The sequence below is a fragment of the Leucobacter chromiireducens subsp. chromiireducens genome (assembly GCF_016758255.1).
Lineage (GTDB): Bacteria > Actinomycetota > Actinomycetes > Actinomycetales > Microbacteriaceae > Leucobacter > Leucobacter chromiireducens.
On sequence record NZ_QYAD01000002.1, the window covers coordinates 210,524 to 233,400 of the forward strand.

General features: G+C 66.8%; 23 protein-coding genes, 1 tRNA gene and 1 pseudogene. 11 read left to right on the plus strand and 14 right to left on the minus strand.

Features of this window, described 5'->3' with window-relative positions; all coding sequences use genetic code 11:
* Positions 1 to 118 precede the first annotated feature (118 nt).
* From typA to D3226_RS07035, 3 genes are all read left to right on the plus strand, one after another.
* Positions 119 to 2,026, plus strand: a complete 1,908-nt coding sequence (gene typA, locus D3226_RS07025; protein ID WP_202381724.1) for a translational GTPase TypA — start codon at positions 119 to 121, stop codon at positions 2,024 to 2,026.
* Between the two features lie 121 nt (positions 2,027 to 2,147).
* Entirely contained in the window at positions 2,148 to 2,816 is a 669-nt protein-coding gene (locus D3226_RS07030; RefSeq protein ID WP_202381725.1) for a maltokinase N-terminal cap-like domain-containing protein, read from the plus strand.
* A gap of 96 nt (positions 2,817 to 2,912) precedes the next feature.
* A tRNA-Pro gene (locus tag D3226_RS07035) sits at positions 2,913 to 2,989 on the plus strand.
* 113 nt (positions 2,990 to 3,102) lie between these two features.
* On the opposite strand, the gene D3226_RS07040 is transcribed toward D3226_RS07035, so the two are convergent.
* Together D3226_RS07040 and D3226_RS07045 are read right to left on the minus strand one after the other, a co-directional pair.
* Entirely contained in the window at positions 3,103 to 3,462 is a 360-nt protein-coding gene (locus D3226_RS07040) for a DoxX family protein (protein ID WP_202381726.1), read from the minus strand.
* Positions 3,463 to 3,466: 4 nt separating this feature from the next.
* Positions 3,467 to 4,063 carry a TetR/AcrR family transcriptional regulator gene (locus D3226_RS07045; RefSeq protein ID WP_202381727.1) on the minus strand — a complete coding sequence of 199 codons (597 nt, stop codon included), beginning with the start codon at positions 4,061 to 4,063 and terminating at the stop codon, positions 3,467 to 3,469.
* Positions 4,064 to 4,327: 264 nt separating this feature from the next.
* On the opposite strand from D3226_RS07045, the pseudogene D3226_RS15145 reads away from it, so the two are divergent.
* A pseudogene (locus D3226_RS15145) lies at positions 4,328 to 4,456 on the plus strand (addiction module protein); the annotation flags it as partial.
* Between the two features lie 436 nt (positions 4,457 to 4,892).
* Here the strand turns inward: D3226_RS15145 and D3226_RS07055 are convergent.
* Both D3226_RS07055 and D3226_RS07060 read right to left on the minus strand, forming a co-directional pair.
* Positions 4,893 to 5,690, minus strand: coding sequence for a potassium channel family protein (locus D3226_RS07055; protein ID WP_337248926.1), 798 nt, complete (start codon positions 5,688 to 5,690; stop codon positions 4,893 to 4,895).
* Between the two features lie 283 nt (positions 5,691 to 5,973).
* A complete protein-coding gene (locus D3226_RS07060) occupies positions 5,974 to 6,561 on the minus strand; it encodes an Ltp family lipoprotein (protein ID WP_202381728.1) in 588 nt (195 codons plus the stop codon).
* Positions 6,562 to 6,629: 68 nt separating this feature from the next.
* Here D3226_RS07060 and D3226_RS07065 point away from each other — a divergent pair, with 68 nt between their 5' ends.
* Entirely contained in the window at positions 6,630 to 6,899 is a 270-nt protein-coding gene (locus tag D3226_RS07065) for a hypothetical protein (RefSeq protein ID WP_202381729.1), read from the plus strand.
* A 17-nt stretch (positions 6,900 to 6,916) separates the two neighbouring features.
* On the opposite strand, the gene D3226_RS07070 is transcribed toward D3226_RS07065, so the two are convergent.
* Positions 6,917 to 7,348, minus strand: a complete 432-nt coding sequence (locus D3226_RS07070; RefSeq protein ID WP_202381730.1) for a hypothetical protein — start codon at positions 7,346 to 7,348, stop codon at positions 6,917 to 6,919.
* A gap of 164 nt (positions 7,349 to 7,512) precedes the next feature.
* On the opposite strand from D3226_RS07070, the gene D3226_RS07075 reads away from it, so the two are divergent.
* Positions 7,513 to 7,719, plus strand: coding sequence for a hypothetical protein (locus tag D3226_RS07075; protein ID WP_202381731.1), 207 nt, complete (start codon positions 7,513 to 7,515; stop codon positions 7,717 to 7,719).
* Here D3226_RS07075 and D3226_RS07080 read toward each other — a convergent pair.
* A complete protein-coding gene (locus D3226_RS07080) occupies positions 7,716 to 8,141 on the minus strand; it encodes an ester cyclase (protein WP_202381732.1) in 426 nt (141 codons plus the stop codon). The two genes, D3226_RS07075 and D3226_RS07080, sit on opposite strands and share 4 nt — an antisense overlap.
* Positions 8,142 to 8,471: 330 nt before the next feature.
* Here D3226_RS07080 and D3226_RS07085 point away from each other — a divergent pair, with 330 nt between their 5' ends.
* Both D3226_RS07085 and D3226_RS07090 read left to right on the plus strand, forming a co-directional pair.
* The gene (locus D3226_RS07085) at positions 8,472 to 10,193 is read left to right on the plus strand and encodes a sodium:solute symporter family protein (RefSeq protein WP_202381733.1); all 1,722 of its coding nucleotides are present in this window, start codon (positions 8,472 to 8,474) and stop codon (positions 10,191 to 10,193) included.
* Positions 10,190 to 10,327 carry a putative transporter small subunit gene (locus D3226_RS07090; RefSeq protein ID WP_202381734.1) on the plus strand — a complete coding sequence of 46 codons (138 nt, stop codon included), beginning with the start codon at positions 10,190 to 10,192 and terminating at the stop codon, positions 10,325 to 10,327. The genes D3226_RS07085 and D3226_RS07090 overlap by 4 nt, the downstream gene beginning before the upstream one ends.
* Before the next feature lie 44 nt (positions 10,328 to 10,371).
* Here the strand turns inward: D3226_RS07090 and D3226_RS07095 are convergent, their stop codons facing one another.
* The gene (locus D3226_RS07095) at positions 10,372 to 10,914 is read right to left on the minus strand and encodes a YaeQ family protein (RefSeq protein ID WP_202382158.1); all 543 of its coding nucleotides are present in this window, start codon (positions 10,912 to 10,914) and stop codon (positions 10,372 to 10,374) included.
* A gap of 149 nt (positions 10,915 to 11,063) precedes the next feature.
* Between D3226_RS07095 and D3226_RS07100 the strand changes: the two genes are divergently transcribed.
* Positions 11,064 to 11,630, plus strand: a complete 567-nt coding sequence (locus D3226_RS07100; RefSeq protein WP_202381735.1) for an NADPH-dependent FMN reductase — start codon at positions 11,064 to 11,066, stop codon at positions 11,628 to 11,630.
* Here D3226_RS07100 and D3226_RS07105 read toward each other — a convergent pair.
* The gene (locus D3226_RS07105) at positions 11,627 to 12,208 is read right to left on the minus strand and encodes a MarR family winged helix-turn-helix transcriptional regulator (protein WP_202381736.1); all 582 of its coding nucleotides are present in this window, start codon (positions 12,206 to 12,208) and stop codon (positions 11,627 to 11,629) included. The genes D3226_RS07100 and D3226_RS07105 overlap by 4 nt on opposite strands.
* Positions 12,209 to 12,282: 74 nt before the next feature.
* Here D3226_RS07105 and D3226_RS07110 point away from each other — a divergent pair, with 74 nt between their 5' ends.
* Positions 12,283 to 14,490: an MMPL family transporter gene (locus tag D3226_RS07110; RefSeq protein ID WP_202381737.1), complete on the plus strand. Its 2,208-nt coding sequence runs from the start codon at positions 12,283 to 12,285 to the stop codon at positions 14,488 to 14,490.
* On the opposite strand, the gene D3226_RS07115 is transcribed toward D3226_RS07110, so the two are convergent.
* Genes D3226_RS07115 through D3226_RS07130 form a run of 4 tightly spaced genes read right to left on the minus strand, consistent with a single transcriptional unit; the run spans position 14,487 to position 19,595 of the window.
* The gene (locus D3226_RS07115) at positions 14,487 to 16,019 is read right to left on the minus strand and encodes an ABC transporter ATP-binding protein (protein WP_202381738.1); all 1,533 of its coding nucleotides are present in this window, start codon (positions 16,017 to 16,019) and stop codon (positions 14,487 to 14,489) included. The genes D3226_RS07110 and D3226_RS07115 overlap by 4 nt on opposite strands.
* A complete protein-coding gene (locus tag D3226_RS07120; protein ID WP_202381739.1) occupies positions 16,016 to 16,825 on the minus strand; it encodes an ABC transporter permease in 810 nt (269 codons plus the stop codon). The genes D3226_RS07115 and D3226_RS07120 overlap by 4 nt, the downstream gene beginning before the upstream one ends.
* Positions 16,822 to 17,925 (minus strand): ABC transporter permease, encoded by a 1,104-nt coding sequence (locus D3226_RS07125; protein ID WP_202381740.1) that lies wholly within the window; start codon positions 17,923 to 17,925, stop codon positions 16,822 to 16,824. The genes D3226_RS07120 and D3226_RS07125 overlap by 4 nt, the downstream gene beginning before the upstream one ends.
* Before the next feature lie 2 nt (positions 17,926 to 17,927).
* On the minus strand, positions 17,928 to 19,595 hold the full coding sequence (locus D3226_RS07130) for an ABC transporter substrate-binding protein (RefSeq protein ID WP_202381741.1): 1,668 nt from the start codon (positions 19,593 to 19,595) through the stop codon (positions 17,928 to 17,930).
* Between the two features lie 174 nt (positions 19,596 to 19,769).
* Between D3226_RS07130 and D3226_RS07135 the strand changes: the two genes are divergently transcribed.
* Positions 19,770 to 20,333, plus strand: coding sequence for a TetR/AcrR family transcriptional regulator (locus D3226_RS07135; RefSeq protein ID WP_202381742.1), 564 nt, complete (start codon positions 19,770 to 19,772; stop codon positions 20,331 to 20,333).
* Between the two features lie 24 nt (positions 20,334 to 20,357).
* On the opposite strand, the gene D3226_RS07140 is transcribed toward D3226_RS07135, so the two are convergent.
* Both D3226_RS07140 and D3226_RS07145 read right to left on the minus strand, forming a co-directional pair.
* Positions 20,358 to 22,430, minus strand: a complete 2,073-nt coding sequence (locus D3226_RS07140) for an NADPH-dependent 2,4-dienoyl-CoA reductase (protein ID WP_202381743.1) — start codon at positions 22,428 to 22,430, stop codon at positions 20,358 to 20,360.
* A 189-nt stretch (positions 22,431 to 22,619) separates the two neighbouring features.
* Positions 22,620 to 22,823 carry a cold-shock protein gene (locus D3226_RS07145; protein WP_025133079.1) on the minus strand — a complete coding sequence of 68 codons (204 nt, stop codon included), beginning with the start codon at positions 22,821 to 22,823 and terminating at the stop codon, positions 22,620 to 22,622.
* Positions 22,824 to 22,877 lie beyond the last annotated feature (54 nt).

Here is a 22,877-nt window from a genome sequence, read left to right on the forward strand (position 1 = left end):
GTCTGTGATCCGCTAAAATAGTGCGTCGGCTTCTTCGGCGCCGCTTGGGGGATCGCCCCGCGGTGCCCGGCACCCCGCCGTGTCGACGACCCGTTCGTCACGTTAGGACACCACCCCTATGGCTCTCGCTACTCGCGAAGACCTCCGCAATGTCGCCATCGTCGCACACGTCGACCACGGCAAGACCACGCTCGTCGACGCCATGCTGCGCCAGACGAACTCCTTCGACGCGCATGCTGAGATGGACGACCGGGTCATGGACTCGAACGATCTCGAGCGCGAAAAGGGCATCACGATCCTCGCGAAGAACACCGCGATCACGTACGAGGGCGAGCACGCCAAGAACGGCCCGATCGTCATCAACGTGGTCGACACCCCCGGCCACGCTGACTTCGGTGGCGAAGTGGAGCGCGCACTCTCGATGGTGGACGGCGTTGTGCTGCTCGTTGACTCGTCCGAGGGCCCGCTGCCCCAGACCCGCTTCGTGCTGCGCAAGGCGCTCGAGGCGAAGCTCCCCGTGATCCTCGCGGTGAACAAGACCGACCGTCCCGACGCGCGCATCGAGGAGGTCGAGGGCGAGGCCCAGGATCTGCTGCTCGGCCTCGCATCGGACCTCTCGGAGGACAACCCCGAGATCGATGTCGACGCTGTGCTCGACGTGCCGACCGTGTACCTCTCGGGCCGTGCCGGCGCCGCGAGCCACACCCGCCCCGCGGATGGCGAGCTGCCTGACAACGAGACCCTCGAGCCGCTCTTCGAGACGATCCTCGATCGCGTGCCCGCTCCCACCTACGATGACACGCACCCGCTGCAGGCGCACGTCACGAACCTCGACTCCTCGCCGTTCCTCGGCCGTATCGCGCTGCTCCGCGTGCACAACGGCTGGATCAAGAAGGGCCAGAACGTCGCGTGGGTCAAGCACGACGGCACCGTCGCGAACGTGCGCATCACTGAGCTCATGCTCACGAAGGCGCTTACTCGCTACCCGGCCGAGCAGGCTGGCCCCGGCGACATCGTTGCCATCGCGGGTATCGAAGACATCACCATTGGTGAGACGATCGCTGATGCCGAGGATGTGCGTCCCCTCCCGACCATCACGGTCGACGAGCCCGCCATCTCGATGACCATCGGTGCAAACACCTCGCCGCTCGTCGGCAAGGTCAAGGGTCACAAGCTCACCGCCCGCATGATCAAGGATCGCCTCGATCGCGAACTCATCGGTAACGTGTCGCTCAAGGTTGTTGACACCGAGCGTCCCGACGCGTGGGAGGTGCAGGGTCGAGGCGAGCTCGCGCTCGCGATCCTGGTCGAGAACATGCGTCGCGAGGGCTTCGAGCTGACCGTGGGCAAGCCCCAGGTGGTCACGAAGCAGGTCGACGGCAAGACGCACGAGCCCTACGAGCACCTGACCATCGATACGCCCGAGGAGCACCTCGGCGCGATCACGCAGCTCCTCGCCGCGCGCAAGGGCCGCATGGAGAACATGGTGAACAACGGCACCGGCTGGGTGCGCATGGAGTTCATCGTCCCGTCGCGTGGCCTGATCGGCTTCCGCTCGGAGTTCATGACGATGACCCGCGGTACCGGCATCGCGAACGCGATCGCACACGGCTACGGCGAGTGGGCCGGCGTCATCACGACGCGCAACAACGGCTCGATCGTTGCTGACCGCGCGGGTGTCGTCACCCCGTTCGCGATCATCAACCTGCAGGAGCGCATGTCGTTCTTCGTGCAGCCGACTGCCGAGGTGTACGAGGGCATGGTGATCGGTGAGAACTCGCGCTCCGAGGACATGGACGTGAACATCACCAAGGAGAAGAAGCTCACGAACATGCGTTCGGCGAACGCGGACACCTTCGAGTCGATGACGCCCCCGCGCGTGCTGACGCTCGAGGAGTGCCTGGAGTTCGCCCGCGAGGACGAGTGCGTTGAGGTCACCCCCGACGACGTGCGCATTCGCAAGGTCGTGCTCGACTCGAACGCGCGTGCTCGCACCGCTTCGCGTCAGAAGAACACGGGCAAGTAAGCCCGAGTTCGCACCGCGGTAGCTGCCGCGCCCCGCACAGCGCCCCATCCGTCACTTGACGGGTGGGGCGCTGTGCTGTTTTTCTCGGGCGCGGTGGAACCGCGCAGCGTAGGATCGGCGCATGGGACTCATTTACGACACCACAATGTCTCCGTCGAAGGCGGAGCTGCTCGCTGCGTGGCTGCCCACGCGCTCCTGGTTCACGGGCGACGTGTCCGCGCTCACCAAGATCGCCGCGTACCGCTACGACGATCCTGAGGGCGAGGTCGGTATCGAGGGCCACCTGGTGACCGCCGGGGACAGCACGGTCTACCACGTGCCCCTCACGTACCGCGGTGCGCCGTTGCAGGACGGTGAGGAGTTCTTGCTCGACACCTCCGCGCACGGCGTGCTCGGCACCCGCTGGATCTCGGACGCGGTGGGGGATCCCGTCTTCCGCACTGTGATCGCCGAGGCGATCTCCCACGGCCGCACGGGCGCCGAAGAGATTGGGGTGTCGGAGTCGGGTGAGGAGGCTCCGCTCGCGCCCACGAGCAGCGTTGCGGGCACGGGAGCGCCCGATCTCGCGGTGCCCGAGCTGTGGGCGGCGTCAGTTTCCGAGCTGGCCGGCGAGAGCATCGCCGACACGGGCTTCGCAACATTGCGGGTGCGTCACGTGCTCGACGCATCGGCGCTCGCTGGGGGAGGCGAGCCTACGCCGGGCGATGAGCGCCTCGCGCTGCGCATCACCTGGCCGGGGCAGGAGAACCCGGTCACGATTGCAACGCTGAGCACAGTGTCGCCCGAGTAACGGGAGGCCGTCTCGAATGAGCCGCGCCCGGGCGGCTCGCGATTTCCTAGTTTGCGTCGAGACCCGATAGAGTAGTCCCTGCGTGAAAGCGCAAATCGGGATGTGGCGCAGCTTGGTAGCGCACGTCGTTCGGGACGACGGGGTCGCAGGTTCAAATCCTGTCATCCCGACCATGAAGCCGCGGAAACCTCAGGGTTTCCGCGGCTTTTTAGGTTGAGGCGCGCAGCCTGATTCATTGCGCAGGGTCTCATTGGCTGCTCTTGCTGGCCTGGGGCCCGCTCGTCTGTCACAGGACGAGTGAGAGCACCAGTACCGTGACAGACAAGGCCAGGAGGCCGAGGCAGTTCAGCCAGAACGCTGGCCCGAAAAAGCGAGCACGAATGTGAGACGCGGCGGCACAGGTGAAGTACGCAATCACGCCGACGTTGGCCGCGAAAGCGATGCCCGGAACCCAGATCCCCACGATGAGCCCTGCTGTAGCGAGCGTCTTGATCACAATGAGGGTCCACCACCATTCGCGAGGGAACCTCACTCCGTCGAGGCAGTCACGAATGAACTTGGGAGGACGCATCGACATCGCCGCATCGCTGAGGAGTACGAGAGCAAGCAGAACCGGAGGCCACCATTGCTCGGGTATCAGAATCATTGGATTACTCCTTACAGTCGCAAATGGTGGCAAACGTCGCACCGAGGTGCGAGAGGAGCTCCGCGGGTTCGGAGGAGTTCCTGGCAGACCACGTGAGTAGCGTGCCGATGTAGGCGAAGTACAGTGCGCGAGCTTTCTGTGCGGCCCCAGTGGGGGCAGTGCAGTCGTGCAGTCCTATTGCTGAGCGAAACTCCTTGTCGATTCGAGCCGCGAGCTCGGTGAACAAGATGGACTCGTGAGTTCCGGAGACGAGGATCGATGCGTAGTGTCGAGCAAGGATGGGGTTGGTGGTGAAGAGCGTGACGAACGGCTGTACGAGAGCAACCAGGCGATCGCTACACGTGTTGTGCGCAGGTGGAGCAGCTTCACTTTCATGCTCCGCGCGTCTCATGTGCTCAGCCGCAATCATGTCATCAAAGACATGAATCAGGAGGTCGTTTTTGTCTCCGACCACCATCACCCTGCCGACGCTGACGCCGCTGGTCTCCGCAATCTCCCGGATCGTTGTTTCGGCAAAGCCGCGCTCGCGGAACAGCTGGCCCGCGGTGTCGATGATTCGTTGCTGCGTCGCCTGCCTGAGCTGCTCGCGTGTAGAAGTCATTCGAGGGAATCCTTCATTGAGTGTGTTCAGTGAACGTGTTCACTCTATCATTTCTCGCTGTCGATGCCGGCGCTGTCTGGTATTCGTCGCGGTGAACGCTTCTCTGGTACACGGCACAACTCCGGCGTACGCTGGGGGCATGTCCATGAGTCTTACTGAGGTTGAGAACGCGATGCTCGCGTTGAACGGCGTGACCTCGCCGCGTTGATTCACCGTGGACTTCAGGTACTCGATCACGAAGAGTCCTAAGCCTCTCAGCATGAGCTCGATGAGGCTTGGCGTGATGAGCTGAGCAAGCGCATTGACGACATCGAGAGCGGGAGGGTCGAAACGATGCCCGCTGAGGATGTGTTCGCACGCATCCGTGCGGAACTCGCTGCTCGGCGTCCATGACGCTCGCTCGACGCTTCCATCCCGAAGCCGGACGGATTCTCGAATGGCCGCGTATCGCGCCCGTGTTCCCCGGGTGGCATCGTGAACTTGTCGTGCGCACCCAGGCCGTACCCAGACTTCCGTATCGTGTGCTCTACTACTTTGCCGATCAGGTCGTGGTGATTCTTGCGGTCGCGCATTACCGGCGCAAGCCCGGATATTGGAGACCTCGCCTTGGGGAGTGGGGTCCCGCGAATACCCAACAGAATCACACGTGACGACTCCAAACCTACCGGCATAGCGTGGAAAGGGTGACATGCCTCGATCCCAAGCAAGTCGAGGTAAATTGTGGCAACCCGATGTCGTTCCAAGCGCCCTGACTATCGCGTCTGGGGAGATGGTTTTCGGTCTCAGCCCCTATCGTGCCGACAGAATCGCCCGGAGCTTCATTGAGAACTCAACGAAGTTCCGCGCTTTTCTTGTTTTCGATCTCTCGGACTGCGCCCTCTGGCGCGCTCACGGAGGTGCGTTCCAGCAGTAGTGACTTTACCTCTGCCAGCTCCCGGCGAAGCTCATTTACTTGCTCGGAGGTAGCGTTGAGGGTGGGCCCGTTTTCGGTGGACACCTTTTCAACGATCCACGAAGCGAGAGTTGCTGTGACCGCGCCAATCAGTGCGATCCCTCCCAACATTAGTCCCGCGGCGATGACTCGACCGCCAGTAGTGACCGGGGCGAGGTCGCCGTAGCCGACCGTGGTCATTGTGACTACTGCCCACCACAAGGCTTCACCAAAGGAGTCAATCGTTCCCTCACTCTGTTCCGCATCGAGAATAGCGAGCGCTGCTATCACAACGAACAAGCTCGCTGCACCGATCGTGTAGGTAACGACCCTTCCCCTCAGAGCGTTGCCCGCGGATCGTTGGACTAGGGCGACAACAGTGAGAAATCTCATTAGTCTGAGTGGCCTCAGCATAGGCAGCGCGACAATCGCAAGGTCGAGAAGATGTCGATAGAACCATCGCCATCGATCTTCCGTGAGGATCAAGCGCGCCAGGTAGTCCACAAGAAAGATGGCCCAGGTCAACCAAATGATGAGCTCTGTGACCTCGCCAAGTATTCCGCCGGGCCGAGAAATGATTTGGATCGCGTAGGCGGCAAAGAACGCGAGGGCCGCGAGCGTGAGCGGCCACTCTGTGGCCTTCTCCCAGCGCTGAATCCTGTATCCAAACATGGGAATCAGGTTATCGGTGCGCACACTGTCAGCCGGTGCCCACAGTTGGCGTGGTGAGCAGCGCGCAGGCTGCCTTGACGATCCCAGACTCGGTTGGAATGGCCGGAGGACTCAGCATAACGAGTACTTCCCGCTGGTGAGGCGCCAGTCGGACGGACTGTTGGGCTTAGCGTCCGTGGCGCCTTCTCGCCCGCTTCCTCCGCATCGAGCTCGCAACCCGTTTGTCTGCACGATGAAGCAACGAAAAGGGCGAGGCTTCCACGGTACGGTGCAGCCTCGCCCTGCGGTGAAGTGTTGCTTCGCGCGCCTAGAGGTTGGCGATCGCCCAGTCGGCTTCCTCCGGAGTGAACTTCTCCCCATATTCAGACGTGAGCTGATCTCGAATGGCCTCTGGTGACATTGACATGGTGTCCTGGTAGGTGCGCGCTTTCTCGAGCGCGTTCTGATTCCAGTCGGCCTTCACGTTGTCAATGCCATACTGAGCAGCTTCGGGTGAGAACTTCTCGCCATACTCTGATGACAGCTGGTCGTAGATTCCAGCCTTGCTCATATGCATTGTGTCGGCATATAGCTGAGCCTTTTTCACTGCGGAGCGGTGTTCCGCAGGCACCTCAGGCTCCGGTGCCGGCTCCGGTGCGGCAGGGGGTTCCGCTTTCTCCGGCTCAGGCGCCTTTTCTGGTTCGGGCGCCGGTTCTGCCGCTGCGGGTTTCTTGGTATCGACGGTCGATGCGCTCTCGGTGGCGGACTTTTCGGGTGACTTGTCGCTGCCGCCCGTTGCGGCGTTGACGCCGCCGATCAGGAGGAGTGCGGCGATCAGCCAGACCCACCACTTCTTGAACCAGGGCTTCTTCGGTTTCGTTCCATTAACAACATTGGAAACTGCTGCTTCTGTCATGCTCTGAGCATAGCCAAATCTAATCTTATTTGAGCTTCATGCCTCTGATTCCTGAGACAATTGCGTTTATGCTCAAAAACAACGCGCCAGCTACCTGGCTATTCAACATAGCTGTATTCATGACGATCGTTGGGGGCATCGCGTTGATCCTTGGCGGCGCCTTTGCTCACCCGGGTATGGTTTCGGCTCTTGAGAGCCCTGTTCCCGGAGCCGTTCTTGTGACGCTGGGGTTCTCCGGTCTCTCAATCGGGATTGCGCTGTTTCTTACGTACCTCGTGGTGGCAGCGATTGTTGTCGGTGTTACTCGCGCGATTGCCGAGGCGATCAGGAGCGAATAGGTGGCACGACGTAGGAATCACAACTGCGGGTCGCGGTGGACTCCCTCGAAGGGGGTGAGCGTGCGCCACACGCCCGACTCGTCGCGGGTGATGAAGAGGACCACCTCGCCAGAGACGTCGAGCGGATCGCCCTCCGGGTATACCTTGTCGCCCGAGCACGTGACCGGCGTGGACGCGACGGGCAGCGCGGTGCCCGCAGTGGCATCACCCTTCAGGACCTCGCGCACGGCGACCGTATGCACCGCAGCGTCATATCCGAAGAGCTGCGTTGTCTTCCTTGTCGGCGTGACCGTGCCGCGGACGACCAGCTCGGAGTCAGCGAACACCGCGTCGACAGAGTCGTATCCGGCCCAGGAGACGCAGCTCTGCGCCTGGGGCATGCAGCCACTCAGCATTCCACAGCAGAGCGCTACGAGGGCAATGGTGCTCGCACTGTTCCGAATCCTCATGCTGTGACCATACGCGCGAAATGCGTTACCTGCACGGGCGCGGGGAGAGCACGGCAAAGGAGTGCGCGAAGGGCGTCACAGGCCCTCGTCGCGACACGCCCGGCGTGAAGTCGCCGAGCCTGAGAACTCCCGGTGAGGGATGTGAACCGGGTATCTTCGATGGTATGACTTCCCAGAGCTTCCTCCGTCTTCCCGAGTCCGTTCAAGTTCTCGTGACCGAAGGCCTTGACACCGAGGTGCAGAACTCGTTCGCTCGGATCGAGGAAGCACAGGCCGCGGGTGATGAGACGCTCGTCCGCTTCCTGGAGGGCGACATCATGCGTGCCTCGGCGCTGCGCATGAAGATCACCGGGGAAGACCCGAAGATCTAGCGTTCAGCAGCGGCGAGCTGCGCGGCGAGTCCCGCAGCATCCTGCTGAATCCAGTACTCGACGATCAGGCCGTCGGCAACGCGATACACCGCGCTGCCGACGGCCTCGATCGTTGTGCCGGTCGGGGCGTGGCCGTCGATCTCGCCCACGTGCGCGCCATGCTGAATCCACCGGGCGTACGCGCGATCCCCATCGACCAGAAGCTCGTCGATCACGAACTCGAACGGGCCGAACATTTCGAGCATCTCCTCGACGTGCTCCTCGTAGTTCGCAGGGGAGCGGTCGATCGTCTCGCGCGCGGCTGCGCGGACCTGGTGTGCCCGCACGCTCGATGCCATGAACTCCGCTGCACGGTGCGGTTCGCGTCCGCTGCGAACGGTCTCCAGGAATGCGGTCACGGTGTCGCGGGTGCTTCGGCTCATGCATCGATTCTGGCATGGCTGGCGCCCTGTACCCGCGCACGAATGAGGCGCTCCGCTCCGCCCCAATTGGCCCTTCGTCGCAGAAACCGATAGGTATGGTGTGGGCGACTTTGCCCAGAACTCCGTCGAAAGGGGAGCCCTATCCATCCGCCGGTACACGTCCACTCTCACTCAAGACCTCTTGCCAACCCCGCGCCGCTCCGCGAGCGCCTGATCGATGTCACGCGGCGATTTACGCCGTCGGACCTCATTCCCACTTAGCGTTCTTTCTTTTCACCATTCGGTTCCCGGCACTGACGCCGACCATCCGTATCTTGAAAGGAACACGCAATGACAGAGCTGCAACAGCTCTCGGGCCCGGTTGTTCTCGGGCTCTTTATTCTCTTCTTCGGCGCGAGCCTCATCATCTCGCTTCGCATCAGCCGGAAGCGTGAGAACGCCGACGGCTACATGACCGGCGGAGGCCGCATCGGCTTCGGCATTTCCGCCGCCTCGATGACCGCAACCTGGATTTGGGCTGCATCGATGTACGCCTCCGCGACCTCCGGCTTCCAGTACGGCCTCTCGGGCCCAATCCACTACGGACTCTGGGGCGCGCTGATGATTCTGCTGATCTACCCCTTCGGGCGGCGGATTCGGCAGGTTGCGCCGCGTGCGCACACGATCGCGGAGGTGATGTTTGCGCGGCACGGCCGCTCAAGCCAGCTGATGCTCGCGGGCTCCAACGTGCTGGGCAGTGTGATCAGCCTCACGTCGAACCTTATCGCCGGTGGTGCGCTCATCGACATGCTTTCGCCGTTCACCTTTACGCAGGGCATCATTGCGATCGGCGCTGGTGTGCTGCTCTACACGCTGTGGGCCGGGTTCCGCGCCTCGGTGCTTACCGACTTCATGCAGGTGCTCTTCATGCTGGGGGCCGTGGTGATCATCATCCCCGTCGTGTTCTTCGCCGCGGGCGGCCCCGAGCTGTTCGAGACGGGAGCGCATCGCCTCACGCCTCAGCAGGCGAACTTCTTCTCATCGGACGCGTTCTTCAACCAGGGCGCGCCCTACATCGCGGCAGTGCTCGCATACGCGATCGGCAACCAGACGATCGCGCAGCGCCTCTTCGCAGTGCGCGAGGACCTCATCAAGAAGACCTTCGTCACCGCGACGGTCGGCTACGGCGCCACGATCATCGGCATCGGCATGCTCGGCGTGATCGCGCTCTACGCGGGCATTGAGCCCGCGGGCGGCGACGTGAACAACCTCATCCCGCAGCTGGCGGCCACGTACCTGCCGCCGGCGCTGCTCGCGCTGTTCTTCATCATGATCATCGGCTCGCTCTCGTCGACCGCGGATGCAGATCTGACCGCGCTCGCGTCGATCGTGATGGCCGACATCTACGGTCAGAACGTGGCGGGGAAGGGGCGCGCGAACCCGCGCACGATGGTGCTCATCGGGCGCATCACCATGATCGTCGCGGTGACCGCGGGGATCTTCTTCGCGGGATCGCAGCTCAACATTCTCGATCTGCTCGTTTTCGTCGGCGCGCTCTGGGGCGCGCTGGTGTTTCCCGTGATCGCGAGCTTCTATTGGGATCGCGTCACGAACGCCGCGTTCAGCGTCGCGGTGGTCGCGGCGCTTGCGGCATTCTTGCCGGTGCGCTTCGAATGGGTTGAGCTGAGCGGGGGCGTGGGGATCCTGAGCGACGTGCTCGCCACCATCGGCATCGGCGTGGTGCTTGGCCTCATGGCGTTCGGCTTCTTTGGGCGCCGCGTCGCGCTCGTGGTGGGCGTGCTGTCGACGCTCGCGGCAGCGCCGTTCGCGATCGGATTCCTGCACCAGTACCCGGTGCTTTTGGGATCCCTCGTGGCGTACGCCGTGAGCACGATCGTGTGTGTCGCGCTGACGCTCGCCTCACGGAAGGCGCCGTTCGACTTCGCGCTGATCCGTGAGCGCACGGGTGACTTCGATCCGATCCCGAACGAGGAAGAGGTCGCTGGCGCCGCCGCGAGCAGCGACCTCACCGCGCCGGGAGCCCCGACCATGGCAGAAAGGACACACGCATGACCTGGAACACCGTATTGCTGACCCTGTACGTGCTGATCTGGCCGGTGCTCGTGGCGGGCACGCTGACGGTGATCGTGCGCGCCTTTGTGAAGGAGTGGCGCGAGGCGAAGCGCGAGGGGCGCTCCATCATTTAGCAGCGTGCCGCGCTCGGCCCTGGGGGCCGCGGGTGCCGGATCGGTTACGCGATCCGGTGCTCGTGGATCTCGGAGCTGAGCGCGGATCCGTTCACCTCGAGGTACAGCTGGCCCTCGGTGACCGAGACCGTCATCGTATTGCGGCGCTCGAGCAGCGGCACAATGGAGTCGATGAAGCCAGGATCGAACGAGCGGATCGGGATCTCGGCTGCCGCGTGAATCGTCTTCCCCTGCCAGTTCGGCATGAGGCGGGCGGGGTGGCGGTGCGTGTAGACGGCCGCTCGGTCGGCGAGCTTGCTGCCGTGGTGGAGGCGCTGCGCGTCAGGAGCGCCGATCTCAATCCAGGCGGTGATCTGACCGGTGAGATCGCGCACGAGCACGGCGGGTTCGTCGGTATCTGAGACCCCACCCGCAGCGAACGTGATGCCCTCCTCGTACTCGAGGCAGTAGGCAAGCACGCGGGTGGCGAGGTATGCCGCGGTCTCCGAGGGGTGGCGCGCGGCCCGGAGCTGGAGGTCCTCGTAGACCCCGCGGTCCACGTCCGCCAGTTGGATGTCGAAGTTGTGGATCGTCGCGCCAATAGCCATAGTCATCGAGCCTAGTGGGCGGCGCGTCACCCCGGATCCCGATCGAGAAAAGCGATGCGCTGCCGTGCCCGACGGGTTACGCTCGGCTCACAGGCCTGGGGCTGAGTGTTCCGCCCGATGGCACGCAGGATCGCGAAAGGACCCGCTCGATGACCACCTACCGCGTCGGCTTTCTCGTCGGCAGTATTTCCTCGACCTCGATCAACCGCAAGCTCTCGCTTGCACTCGCACGGTTGGCGCCGGAAGCAGGCCTCGAGTTCTCGGAGATCCCGATCGCCGGCCTGCCGTTCTACTCCGCGGATCACGACGCGGACATTCCTACGGCGGCCGCGGAGTTGAAACGCGCCATCGAGGAGGCGGAGGCCGTGGTCATCGTGACGCCCGAGTACAACCGATCGGTGCCGGGGGTGCTGAAGAACGCGCTCGACACCGCGAGTCGGCCGGGCGGGCAGAACAGCTTCACCGGCATCCCGTCGGCGGTGATCGGCGCTTCGGGTGGCCGCATCGGCACGGCCGTCGCCCAGCAGCATCTGCGCTCCATCCTGTCGTTTCTGAACTCGCCGGAGATGGCGCAGCCGGAGGCGTACATCACCATGCGCGACGGAATGATCACCGACGAGGGCGAGGTGACCGACGAGTCGACCCGCGGCTTCCTGCTGCGGTGGCTCGAGGCCGTGCACGCGCACGTGGCGCAGGTACGCGGCGACGCAAACTAGTCCGTAGCGCCCGGTTCCTCGTGCGCCCAGTCGAGGTCTGCGATGTCAATCTCGCGGGTCATGTCGGTGAGGAACCGGGTGACCGCGGCCCGCTCCTCGCTCGTGAGGCGCGCGGCCGCGTGGAACCGCTTCGCGTGCTGCGCGCCCACCGTGCGGATCGCCGCCTCGCGCGTCTCGGGGGTGATGCTGATCGCAAAGGCGCGGCGATCCTGCGGGTGAATCGCACGCGAAATGTGGCCGCCACGCTCCAAGCGGTCGAGGAGCTTCGTTGTGGACGGCGTGGTGATCCCGAGGTGTGTGGCGATTGACCCCGGGGTCGCGATGCCACCCTGATTCTCCGTGACGATGAGGAAGTGCAGCGCGCGCATGTCGGTACGGCCCAGCTGCATGTACTTGAGCGAGGCCTCGGAGAGACGATCTTCGGCCTCGCGCAGCGCGCCGAGGGCTGCCATCAGTGCGCCAATCTCGGTGAGGTCTTCGCCCGACATGCCTCGCCGATCGACCAGTCGGCTCTCCGGATCGTTTCCGGCCACGTCGTACATCCCGGGGGTGCGGGGGAGTGGCTCGGTCGCAGACATGATGCTATGTTATCCCCACAGATAAATTGTGCTGAGGGTGATTATTAACCCTGGCTAGTTAAGTGGGGTGGGAGATGTCCGCGAACCGGGAACGCACGACACAGCGCGCTGAGCGGGAGTCGTCGGCGAAGCGCTGGCCTACCTGGGCGCGCGTGCTCGTGCCGGCCGCGCTGATTCTCATTTGGGTCGCCGCCGCGGGCGTGGGGGGCCCGTACTTCGGCAAGGTGAGCGAGGTGTCGTCGAACGACCAAACCACCTACCTGCCGACCTCCGCGGAGGCCACGCAGGTGCAGCAGCGCCTCGGCGACTTCCGCGACGGCGACGACATTCCCGCCGTCGTCGTGCTGACGCAGCAGGACGCGTTCACGCCCGAACAGCTCAGCGCGCTGAATGAGGCCGCAGCCGAGCTGCCGGACCGGGTGCCCGGAGTAGGCAAGGGACTCTCCCCGCTTATCCCTTCCGAAGACGGGCGTGCGGCACAGCTCTTCGTGCCCATCGACAGCGGCGAGGGGCTCCGCGACACCGTGAATGCGGTGGGCGACGAGCTTCGGGCCGTGGCTCCCGCCGGCGTCGAGGTCTTCGTGACGGGCCCCGCAGGGTTCACCGCCGATCTCGTGAACGGCTTCTCGGGCATCGACGGGATTCTGCTTGGCGTCGCGCTCGCCGCAGTGTTCGTGATCCTCATCATCGTGTACCGCTCGCTGCTGCTGCCCGTCGCCGTGCTTGGCACGAGCGTCATCGCGCTCACGGCCGCGCTGCTGCTCAACTGGTGGCTCGCCAAGTGGGGGTTGCTCATGCTCTCGGGCCAGACGCAGGGCATCCTCTTCATCTTGGTCATCGGTGCGGCAACCGACTACTCGCTGCTCTACGTGTCTCGGTACCGGGAGGAGCTGCGCCTCGTGCAGGATCGCGGCACCGCGACGTTCCGCGCGCTGAAGGGCTCGCTCGAGCCGATCCTCGCCTCGGGGGGCACGGTGATCGCAGGTCTGCTCTGCCTGCTGTTGTCCGACCTGAAGTCGAACAGCTCGCTTGGGCCGATCGCGGCGATCGGCATCGTGTTCGCGATGCTCGCTGCGCTGACTCTCCTGCCCGCAATCCTCTTCGCGTTCGGGCGGGCCGCCTTCTGGCCGAAGCGGCCGAAGTACGAGCCCGAGGTGGTCGCTGCCGAACACGGCATCCACGGCGGGGTGTGGGCGAAGCTCGCCGGCTGGATCAAGCGCCGCCACCGCCCCATCTGGATCGCTACGGCACTCGTGCTTGCGGTCGGCGTGGTCGGTGCGTCGCAGCTCGACGCGAGCGGCGTGCCCCAATCGGACCTCGTGCTGGGTGCGTCCGAGGCTCGCGATGGCCAGCAGGCGCTTGGCGAACACTTCCCGGGTGGCTCGGGCAGCCCGGTCATGGTGATCACGCCGGAGAGCGAGCTGCAGGCGACGGCGGACACGCTCCTCGCCCAGTCCGGCATCGAGAGCGTGAGCGTCACCGCGCAGGACTCGGTGAGTGGCACCCTGCCGGTCACCGCAGACGGGATCGGGCAGGCCGGCCCGCCTGGAATGCCGGGCGCCGCAGCGCCGCAGCCCACCGTTGCTGACGGCGACGTGTTGCTGCAGGCCACGCTCTCGGACGCGGCAGACTCGGACGCGGCGGGGGAGACGGTGCGCGATCTCCGCGCGGCGCTCGCCGATTCAGTACCGGCGGCGCTGGTCGGCGGCGTCACGGCCACCGCGATCGACACGAACGATGCGTCGATCCACGACCGTACGCTCATCATTCCGATCGTGCTGCTCGTCATCACGCTGATTCTGATGCTCCTGCTGCGCTCGCTCGTCGCCCCGCTGCTGCTCGTCGCGACGACCGTGCTCTCCTTCGGCACCGCGCTCGGGGTGGCGGGCTGGCTCTTCACCCACGTCTTCAAGTTCCCGGGAGCCGACCCCGCGGTGCCGCTCTACAGCTTCGTGTTCCTCGTGGCGCTCGGCATCGACTACAACATCTTCCTCATGACGCGCGTGCGCGAGGAGTCGCTCGCGCACGGCACCCGCCAGGGCGTGCTGCGCGGGCTGTCGATCACGGGCGGGGTCATCACCTCGGCTGGGCTCGTGCTCGCGGCGACGTTCGCCGCGCTCTCCGTGATCCCAATCCTGTTCCTCGTGCAGATCGCATTTATTGTTGCCTTCGGTGTGCTGCTCGACACCTTCATCGTGCGCTCGCTGCTCGTTCCGGCGCTCAGCTACGACATCGGCCGCGCGATCTGGTGGCCGTCGAAGCTCGCCCGCGGGGAACGCTAAGCGGAGCCGCTCACGCCAGTCGCGGCGAGCAGCTCGCGCGTGAACTCGTGTTGCGGGGACCGGAACACCTGCTCGGTCGGCCCCTCCTCGATAACGCTGCCGTCGCGCATGATGAGTGTGCGGTCGGCCACCGCGCGCACGGCGGCGAGATCGTGAGACACGAAGACGAGCGCCACGTGCTCGCGCTCCTGCAACTTCCGAAGGAGCGCGAGGATGCCCGCCTGCGTGGCCATGTCGAGCGCGGAGACGGGCTCATCACACACGAGCACATCGGGCCGCGCGGCGAGCGCGCGCGCAATCGCCACTCGCTGTCGCTGGCCCCCGGAGAGCGACACGGGGCGGCGTCGCAGCAGCTTGGGATCAAGGCCCACCGTACGCAGCAGCTCGGCGGGGGTGCGCTGCGCGCCAGATGAGGTCTGGTCGGGCCGGATCGACGCGGCGATGATGCGTTCCACGCGCCACCGCGGATCGAATGTGGCGAGCGGATCCTGCGGGATGAGCCGCGCCCGGGGCGGAGGATCTGCCTGCGCGAGTGCGCCAGAGTCTGGCCGCTCGGCCCCAGCGAGCACGCGCGCGAGGGTCGTCTTTCCCGCTCCAGACTCGCCGACCACCCCGAGTGCTTCGCCGGCGCGCAGGGTGAGCGAGACACTGCGCAGCCCGGTCGTGCCGCCCGCGGGCGCCGGGAAGAGCCGGCTCACTTCGGTCAGTGTGATGAGTTCGCGGCCCGGCCGTGGTGGCGGGCCCGGCTTCGCCCCGCGCGGAATTGCTGCGACGAGCGCCCGCCCCGCCGGGGTGCTTGGCCGTGCGAGGAACTCTGCGCTGGGCGCGCACTCCACGATGCGCCCGGCCTCGAGCACCGCCACGCGGTTGGCCACGCGAGCGACTGCGCCGAGATCGTGGCTGATCAGCAGCACGCCCGTGCCGGCATCGCGGATGCCGCTGAGATGATCGAGCACGCGCGCCGCGGTCGCTGAGTCGAGCGCGGTGGTGGGCTCGTCGGCGATGAGGAGCGGCGGCTGAGCGGCCAGGGCAGCGGCGATCAGCGCACGCTGCCGCATGCCGCCCGAGAGCTCTCCGGGGCGCTGCACGAGCCGTGCCTCGGCGTCTGGCAGGCCGGCGGCCTGCAGAGCAGCGATCACTGCGGCGCGGCGCTCGGCCCCGCGTACCCCGCGGAGTGCGAGCGCCTCGCCGACCTCGGCGCCGATCGTGCGCAGCGGATCGAGCGACTGCAACGCGTCCTGCAGCACGAGGCCGACGGTAGCGCCGCGGATGCCGCGCCACTGGCGCTGGGTGGCGCGCCGCACGTCACGCCCGGCGACGCGCAGTGTGGTCGCCTCCACATGCCAGCGCGGGCTCGCCTGCGTCAGGCCGAGCAGCGTGCGTGCGAGCACGGACTTTCCCGCGCCGGATGAGCCGACGACGGCGAGGCACTCGCCCGGCGCGACGGTGAGCTCGAGTTCGGTGAGTACGCGTGCGCCGCCGGGTGCGGTGACGCTGAGTCCAGTGGTGTCGAGCAGGGGGATCGTCATGCGAGCTCCGCTCCACGCGCGAGGCGGCGGCCCAGCACGGTGAGCCCGGCCGCCGTGCACACGATCGCGAGGCCCGGCCCCACGGTCATCCACCATGCGGAGGTGAGGTACACGCGGCCCGCGTTGAGCATGGCGCCCCACTCGGGGGCCGGCGGCTCGGTGCCGAGTCCGAGGAAGCCGAGCGCAGACACCCACACGATCGCCTGACCCACGCCGAGTGTGGCCGCAGACACGAGCGGCCACAGGGTGTTTGGTGCGATGTGCCGCACGAGGAGACGTGCGGGCGAAACCCCGTCGAGCCGGGCCCACTCGACGTAGCCGCTCTGCGCAACCCCGCGCACGCGCGCTCGGAGCATGCGGGCGTAGCCGGGCACGGTGGCGATCCCAATCGCGAGGATCGCTGCGGTGGGGCCGCTTCCGAGCACCGCGATGAAGAGCAGCGCCATCACGAGAGTGGGGAGCGCGAACAGCACCTCGAAGAGCCGGCCAAGCGCCGAGTCGACCACACGCGGGCCGAGCCCCGCGAGGAAGCCGAGCAGCGCGCCTGCGCCGATGCCAATGCCGGTGGCGGCGAACCCGATGCCGACGGAGGCGCCGGCGCCGTGCACCACGCGCGTTGCGACATCGCGACCCGACTCGTCGGTGCCGAGCGGGTGCGCGAGCGACGGCGCTTGGAACGCCTCGGCCGGGTGAATCGCGAGGGGGTCGCCGGGTGCGATCAGCCCCGGGGCGACGACGGCGATCAGGGCGAGGGCGAGCAGGAGCAGGCTGGCGTACTCGGGCACGCGCAGGCGCGGCGGGGTCATGCGGTTCCCTCCGTGCCAGCGGAGTGCGTGCCTGCGGGGCGCGTTCCTGCGGAGTGGGTGCGTGCGGTGCTCTCGCCTGCGGCGGTGCCCGGGACGCGGACGGCACGCAGCCGCGGATCGACGAGCGGTTCGAGGAGCTCGGTGACGAGCATCACGGCGACGTACAGCAGCGCGATGACGGTCACCCCGCCGATCACCACGGGGACATCGCGCACCATGGTCGCCTCGAGCAGCATGCGGCCGAGGCCGGGTCGCGCGAACAGCGCCTCGACCACCACGGCGCCGCTCAGCAGCGAGCCGTAGGCCCAGCCCGACAGAGCGAGCGCGGGGAGTGCGGCGTGCCGCAGCGTGTGGCTGACGAGCACGCGCGTCTCGGAGGCGCCGCGAGCGCGCGCAGTTGTGGCGAAAGGGGCGAGGTCGGCCTCCTCGAGTGAGCCGTGCATCACGTGCGCGAGGTAGCCGGCAATGGGGACAGCGAGCGTCACAACGGGCAGCACGAGACCTGCGGGGGAGGCGCCCGTGCTCGTTGCCGGGAAGAGGCCGAGCCCACTCGCGAACACGAGGATGAGCACAGCCCCGAGGAAGAAGTGCGGGGTCACCGAGACGATCGTCTCGATGCCCGAGAGCGCGGCGCGCACGGCTCGCCCGATCCGCCCCCGCTGTGTCGCTGCGAGGAGCGCACCGCCGAGTGCGAGCAGCCACGCGAGGATGAGCGCGAGGGAGGCGAGCAGCACGGTCGGGGGGACGTTCGCGGCGAGGAGCTCGCTGACGGGCTGCTTCCGCGCGTAGGAGTCGCCGAACTGCAGCGTGACGGTGCGCCACAGCTGCGACAGGTATTGCACGATGAGGGGCTGGTCGAGGCCATAGTCGGAGCGGGCGCGTGCCACCGCATCGGCGCTCGCTTGGGATCCGGGGCCGCCAAGAATCGCCTCGAGCGGATCCCCGGTGGCGCGCACGGCGACGAACACGATCGTCGCGGTGACGAGCACTACGAGGATCGCCGCGCCAAGGCGTCGCAGCACCGCGCGGGCGACTCGTGCCGCCCGCGCGGTGGGTGCGGGCCCGCCGGCCCGTGTGGGCCGCGTGCCCCCATCGATCATGTTTACTCCGTGAGCTGCGCGTTCACGAAGGTGGGTGTTGCCACGGTGCCGAGCGTGGTCACGCCCGTCACACCCTTCGTGAGGAAGTGGTTCTGCTGATCATAGAGCGGCAGCACGGTGTAGCTCGCGAGGATGCGCTGCTGCGCGTCGGCGTAGAGCTTCTCCCGCGCCTCGGCATTGAGCGTGTCCGAGGCCTCGTCGAGGATCGCGTCGAGCTTCGCGTCAGCCAGCTGCGCGTGGTTCGCGAAGTAGCCGGACGGGGCGGGCACGATGCCGTCCGAGTGGAAGAGGATCCGCAGCACGTCGGGCCCCACCTTCGTGTAGGGGGCGCTCACTGCTTCGTACTCGTTCGCGCCCAGCGCACCGTACCAGGTGCTGAGGTCGACGGGCTCGAGCTGCACGTCGAAGCCGATCTTGCCGGTGTTCGCCTGAATCTGCTCGAACAGCGACTGCTCGGCCGCGGTCGACTGGTTCGTGCTCACGGGGAAGCGAACAGTGAGACGCTTGCCATCCTTTACACGAACGCCGTCCGCGTCGGTCTGCGTCCAGCCTGCCTCGTCGAGCAGCTTCGCGGCCTGCGCCGCGTCGGTCGTGAACAGATCGGGATCGCTCGCGCCCGCCGGCTCCGTGCTCGCGAGGGGTGAGTACGAGCGCTCGGCGGTGCCGCGCGTCAGCGACTCGATGCCGGGGTTCGGGTCGGCGGCGCGGATGAACGCCTCGCGCACGCGGATATCGTCGAAGGGCGTCTGCGCCGAGTTCAGTTCGATGCGGTTCGATGCGCCGGGACGGGGCGCATTGATGTGCGCGATGCCCGCGTCCTTCGCCGCGACGATGTCGCCGGGCAGCGGGTTGTCGATCACCTGCACCTCGCCGGATGCGAGCGCGGCGTAGCGGGTTGCCGCGTCGGGGATGAAGCGCCACTCGATGCTCTCGAGGTGCGCCGCGCCATCGTGGTCGGCCTCGGGGCCGGGGGTGGCGTAGTCTTCGTTGCGCACGAGCGTGACCGACTGCTGCGGCGCCCAGCCCTGCACCACAAAGGGCCCGGTGCCGATCGGGGACTTGCAGTTCTCCTCCATGCCGCGGGCGATTCCGGCGGGCGACTGGATCGCGGTCCACTGCTGGCTGAGCGACTCGAGCAGCGCCGAGTCGGGCGCCGAGAGGTGGAAGCGCGCGTGCGTGGCATCGACGGCTTCGACGCTCTTCACCTTCTCGACCGCGAGGTAGCCCGTTGACGACTGGGTCTCGGGATCCTGCAGATGCTCGATGTTCGCCTGGACTGCTGCGGCGTCGAGCGGTGTGCCATCGGTGAAGGTGACGCCCTCGCGCAGGGTGAAGTCCCAGGTCAGCCCGTCTTCGCTCGTGGTCCATTCGCTGGCCAGCCAGGGGGTGATTGTGCCGTCGGCGGTACGTCCGACGAGCGGCTCAAGGTACTGCGTCGAGATGAGTGCCTGCGGGTAGTTGCCGCCCACGTGCGGGTCGAGGCAGGTGGGCTCGGCGTCGCCGGTTGCGTAGACGAGCGTGCCGCCGTCCTTCGGGGTGCCGGCGCCGGGCTCTGCGCCGGGGGTGGCGCACGAGCTGAGCATGAGGGCGGCGCCCGTGGCGAGGATCGCGAGGCCGCCAAGGCCGAGTGCGCGTGGGGCGTGTGCGGCCCGCGGGGTGTGCAGTGCCATGGGGCAACTCCGGTTTCTGCTGATGCGGCTCCCGCGTGCGGCGCTAGTGGCGCCGGGGGAGCGTGTTGTTAGATCGAGTTCAACAACGAGGAGTCTACCCCAGGACGCATGCCGAACGGGAGTGTGATGCGAAGCGCTGAGGGGCGCTCGTCATACCACCGCTAGGCTGGGCCCATGAGCACTGCCGCGCGCGGGCGCCCCCGCGCCTCCTCCCGAGAGACGATCGCTGACGCCGCGACCGAGCTCTTCCTCGAGCAGGGCTACGAGGCCACCGCCGTGACCGAGATCACGCGCCGTGCGGGAGTGAGTCGCTCCAGCTTCTTCAACTACTTCGCGGGCAAGGCTGACATCCTGTGGTTTGTGCTCGACCAGCGCATCGCAGCGGTGCTCGAGGCGGTTGCAGATGCCACCGTGCCGGTGCCCGAAGCGCTGGCGCTGCTCGCGGCCGGCCCCGGGCCCGAAACGCTCGCTCTGGCGATCGTGGACGCGCGCACGATGAGCGTCGAGGAGGAGCTCGCTGCTGGTCGCGCCGAGCGGCAGCTCCGTCTCGGTGCCGCGCTCGCCGAGCGACTCGTTCGCGATGGGAGCGATCCCTGGACCGCGGAGATCGCAGGCGCCGGCTACGCGGCCGCCGTACTCGGTGCGGTGTGGCGCTGGGCCGAGCGGGGCGCTGGCCGAACCCCGCTCGAGGCCCCACTCTCGGAGGCGCTCGCCGCCGCCCGCGCCCTGCTCAGCTGACGCAGGAGGGTGTAGCGTGTCGCGCTACAGTGACGCCGCCAGGCGGGTGCCCTGGTCGATGGCTCGCTTCGCGTCGAGCTCGGCCGCAATGTCTGCGCCACCAATGAGGTGCGCGGTGATGCCGCGTTGGGCGAGCTCCGCGTGGAGTGACCGCTCGGGCTCCTGTCCCGTGCAGAGCACAATCGTGTCGGCCGGGATCGTGCGCTCCGCGCCGTCCACCGCGATGCGCAAGCCCGCATCGGTGACGCCGAGGTAGCTTGCGCCGGGCACCATCTCAACGCCGCGCCGCGCGAGCTCGCCCCGGTGTATCCAGCCGGTGGTCTTGCCAAGCCCCGCACCGAGCTTCCCTGGCTTGCGCTGCAGCATGGTCACCGTGCGTGGTCGGGGCTGCTGGGCTGTTGGCGCGGCCGTCATGTTGCCCCGTGCCGCGCGCTCGCGCGGCGCAGGGTCGATCCCGCCCGGTGCCGTCGACTCGCGGTCGATGCCCCAGTGCGCGAGGAAACCCGCAACGTCCGAGGGGTCATCGTCACCCCCGTGCGTGAGAAACTCGGCGACGTCGAAGCCGATCCCGCCCGCGCCGAGGATGGCCACGCGGTCGCCCACCGGCACGCGATCCCGCAGCACATCGAGATAGGTGACCACGCGCGGGTCGGCGAGGCCCGGAATGTCCGGGGTGCGGGGGAGCACCCCCGTCGCGAGCACCACCTCATCGAAGCCCGCGGCGGCGAGCATCTCGGCCGTCGCGGGGGAGCCAAGTTTGAGTCGCACGCCAGTCTCCGCGATGCGCACGGTGAAGTAGCGCAGCGTCTCGCGGAACTCGCTCTTGCCGGGCACCTGCAGTGCGACGTTGAGCTGCCCGCCAATGCGTTCGGCGGCGTCGAAGAGCGTGACGTCGTGCCCACGTTCCGCCGCAGTCGTCGCGCACGCGAGCCCGGCCGGCCCCGAGCCGACTACCGCGATCCTGCGCCGCCCCGGGGCGCGTGTGATCCGCAGCACGGTCTCCGCGCCGGCGCGCGGATTGACTAGGCAGCTCGCGAGCTTGCCCGAGAACGTGTGATCGAGGCACGCCTGGTTGCAGCCGATGCAGGTGTTGATGCGCTCGGGAGTGCCGGCGGCGGCCTTCGCGACAAACTCCGGATCCGCAAGGAATGGGCGGGCGAGCGACACGAGGTCAGCGTCCCCCTCCGCGAGAGCGCGTTCTGCCGCCTCCGGGGTGTTCACACGGTTCGTGGTGACGAGTGGAATGCTGACCTTCCCCATGAGGCGACGTGTGACCCAGGTGAACGCGCCCCGCGGCACCGAACTTGCGATCGTGGGCACGCGTGCCTCGTGCCAGCCGATGCCCGTGTTGAGGAGGGTGGCGCCAGCAGCTTCTGCGCGTCGCGCGAGTTCAGCGACCTCCTCGGGCGTTGAACCGCCGGGAACCAAATCGAGCATGGAAAGCCGGTAGACGATGATGAAGTCTGTGCCGAGCTCCTCGCGGGTCTGTCGAATGATCTCGAGGGGGAGGCGGACCCGGTTGTCGAAGGAGCCACCCCAGGCGTCGGTGCGCTGGTTGGTGCGCTCCGCGATGAACTGGTTGATGAGATAGCCCTCGGACCCCATGATTTCGACGCCGTCGTACCCGGCCTCCTGCGCGAGGCGAGCGGTGCGCACAAAGTCTGCGATCGTGCGCTCGATCTCCGCGGCGCTGAGCTCGCGCGGCGTGATGGGGGAGATGGGCGCCTGAATGGGGCTGGGTGCGACCGCCTCCGGATGCGCTGCGTAGCGGCCCGCGTGCAGAATCTGCAGCGCGATGCGCCCGCCCTCGTCGTGGACCGCGTCGGTGATGATGCGGTGGTGGGCGACCGCCGCCGGGCTGTCGAGCAGTGCGGCACCGGGAGTAAGTCGCCCCTCGGGGTTCGGTGAGATCCCACCCGTGATGATGAGGGCGGCTCCTCCCGCCGCCCGCTCGCGGTAGAACGCGGCGAGGCGCTCAGCCCCGCCCGGCGCTTCCTCCAGGCCGAGGTGCATCGAACCCATGATGATTCGGTTGGGAAGAGTGACGGAGCCCAGCTCGAGCGGGCTGAACAGGTGGGGATACGTCGGCGTTGACATGCGGCCCTCTCTGGTGTGCGCGGTGCTTCCGAATGTATCGACGTGCTCGGTGCGCTGTCGAACGAGCTGTGGTCTTTCTACAAGAACCCCGCGGGCACACGAAAGGAGGCGGAGCCGAAGCCCCGCCTCCCTGGCGTTCACCGCCGAAGCGATGGGTGCGACGCGTATGCGTCGCGCAATGTCCGATCCTTAGATGGCGCGGATGTTGCTTGCCTGCAGGCCCTTGGGGCCCTGCTCGATGTCGAACTCGACGCGCTGCTCTTCGAACAGGTCGCGACGGCCGTTGCCCTGGATCGCGCTGAAGTGAGCGAAGACGTCGGACGCGCCGTCATCGGGCGTGATGAAGCCGAAGCCCTTTTCGGAGTTGAACCATTTCACGGTGCCGGTGGCCATACTGTATTTCCTTTGTGTTGCTGGCCGCGAGAAGCGGCCGGGGTGCCACGGCGA

Bases quoted from the DNA above. Each gene is read 5' to 3' on its own strand.
- D3226_RS07105 (WP_202381736.1), bottom strand. From the start codon at position 12,208: ATGTCTGCGACCGAGCCACTCCCCCGCACCCCCGGGATGTACGACGTG.
- D3226_RS07030 (WP_202381725.1), top strand. From the start codon at position 2,148: ATGGGACTCATTTACGACACCACAATGTCTCCGTCGAAGGCGGAGCTG.
- D3226_RS07065 (WP_202381729.1), top strand. From the start codon at position 6,630: ATGCTCAAAAACAACGCGCCAGCTACCTGGCTATTCAACATAGCTGTA.
- D3226_RS07095 (WP_202382158.1), bottom strand. From the start codon at position 10,914: ATGGCTATTGGCGCGACGATCCACAACTTCGACATCCAACTGGCGGAC.
- D3226_RS07115 (WP_202381738.1), bottom strand. From the start codon at position 16,019: ATGACGATCCCCCTGCTCGACACCACTGGACTCAGCGTCACCGCACCC.
- D3226_RS07075 (WP_202381731.1), top strand. From the start codon at position 7,513: ATGACTTCCCAGAGCTTCCTCCGTCTTCCCGAGTCCGTTCAAGTTCTC.
- D3226_RS07110 (WP_202381737.1), top strand. From the start codon at position 12,283: ATGTCCGCGAACCGGGAACGCACGACACAGCGCGCTGAGCGGGAGTCG.
- D3226_RS07085 (WP_202381733.1), top strand. From the start codon at position 8,472: ATGACAGAGCTGCAACAGCTCTCGGGCCCGGTTGTTCTCGGGCTCTTT.
- D3226_RS07045 (WP_202381727.1), bottom strand. From the start codon at position 4,063: ATGACTTCTACACGCGAGCAGCTCAGGCAGGCGACGCAGCAACGAATC.
- D3226_RS07130 (WP_202381741.1), bottom strand. From the start codon at position 19,595: ATGGCACTGCACACCCCGCGGGCCGCACACGCCCCACGCGCACTCGGC.
- D3226_RS07140 (WP_202381743.1), bottom strand. From the start codon at position 22,430: ATGTCAACGCCGACGTATCCCCACCTGTTCAGCCCGCTCGAGCTGGGC.
- D3226_RS07125 (WP_202381740.1), bottom strand. From the start codon at position 17,925: ATGATCGATGGGGGCACGCGGCCCACACGGGCCGGCGGGCCCGCACCC.
- D3226_RS07070 (WP_202381730.1), bottom strand. From the start codon at position 7,348: ATGAGGATTCGGAACAGTGCGAGCACCATTGCCCTCGTAGCGCTCTGC.
- D3226_RS07080 (WP_202381732.1), bottom strand. From the start codon at position 8,141: ATGAGCCGAAGCACCCGCGACACCGTGACCGCATTCCTGGAGACCGTT.
- D3226_RS07090 (WP_202381734.1), top strand. From the start codon at position 10,190: ATGACCTGGAACACCGTATTGCTGACCCTGTACGTGCTGATCTGGCCG.
- D3226_RS07135 (WP_202381742.1), top strand. From the start codon at position 19,770: ATGAGCACTGCCGCGCGCGGGCGCCCCCGCGCCTCCTCCCGAGAGACG.
- D3226_RS07040 (WP_202381726.1), bottom strand. From the start codon at position 3,462: ATGATTCTGATACCCGAGCAATGGTGGCCTCCGGTTCTGCTTGCTCTC.
- D3226_RS07145 (WP_025133079.1), bottom strand. From the start codon at position 22,823: ATGGCCACCGGCACCGTGAAATGGTTCAACTCCGAAAAGGGCTTCGGC.
- D3226_RS07060 (WP_202381728.1), bottom strand. From the start codon at position 6,561: ATGACAGAAGCAGCAGTTTCCAATGTTGTTAATGGAACGAAACCGAAG.
- D3226_RS07120 (WP_202381739.1), bottom strand. From the start codon at position 16,825: ATGACCCCGCCGCGCCTGCGCGTGCCCGAGTACGCCAGCCTGCTCCTG.
- D3226_RS07100 (WP_202381735.1), top strand. From the start codon at position 11,064: ATGACCACCTACCGCGTCGGCTTTCTCGTCGGCAGTATTTCCTCGACC.
- typA (WP_202381724.1), top strand. From the start codon at position 119: ATGGCTCTCGCTACTCGCGAAGACCTCCGCAATGTCGCCATCGTCGCA.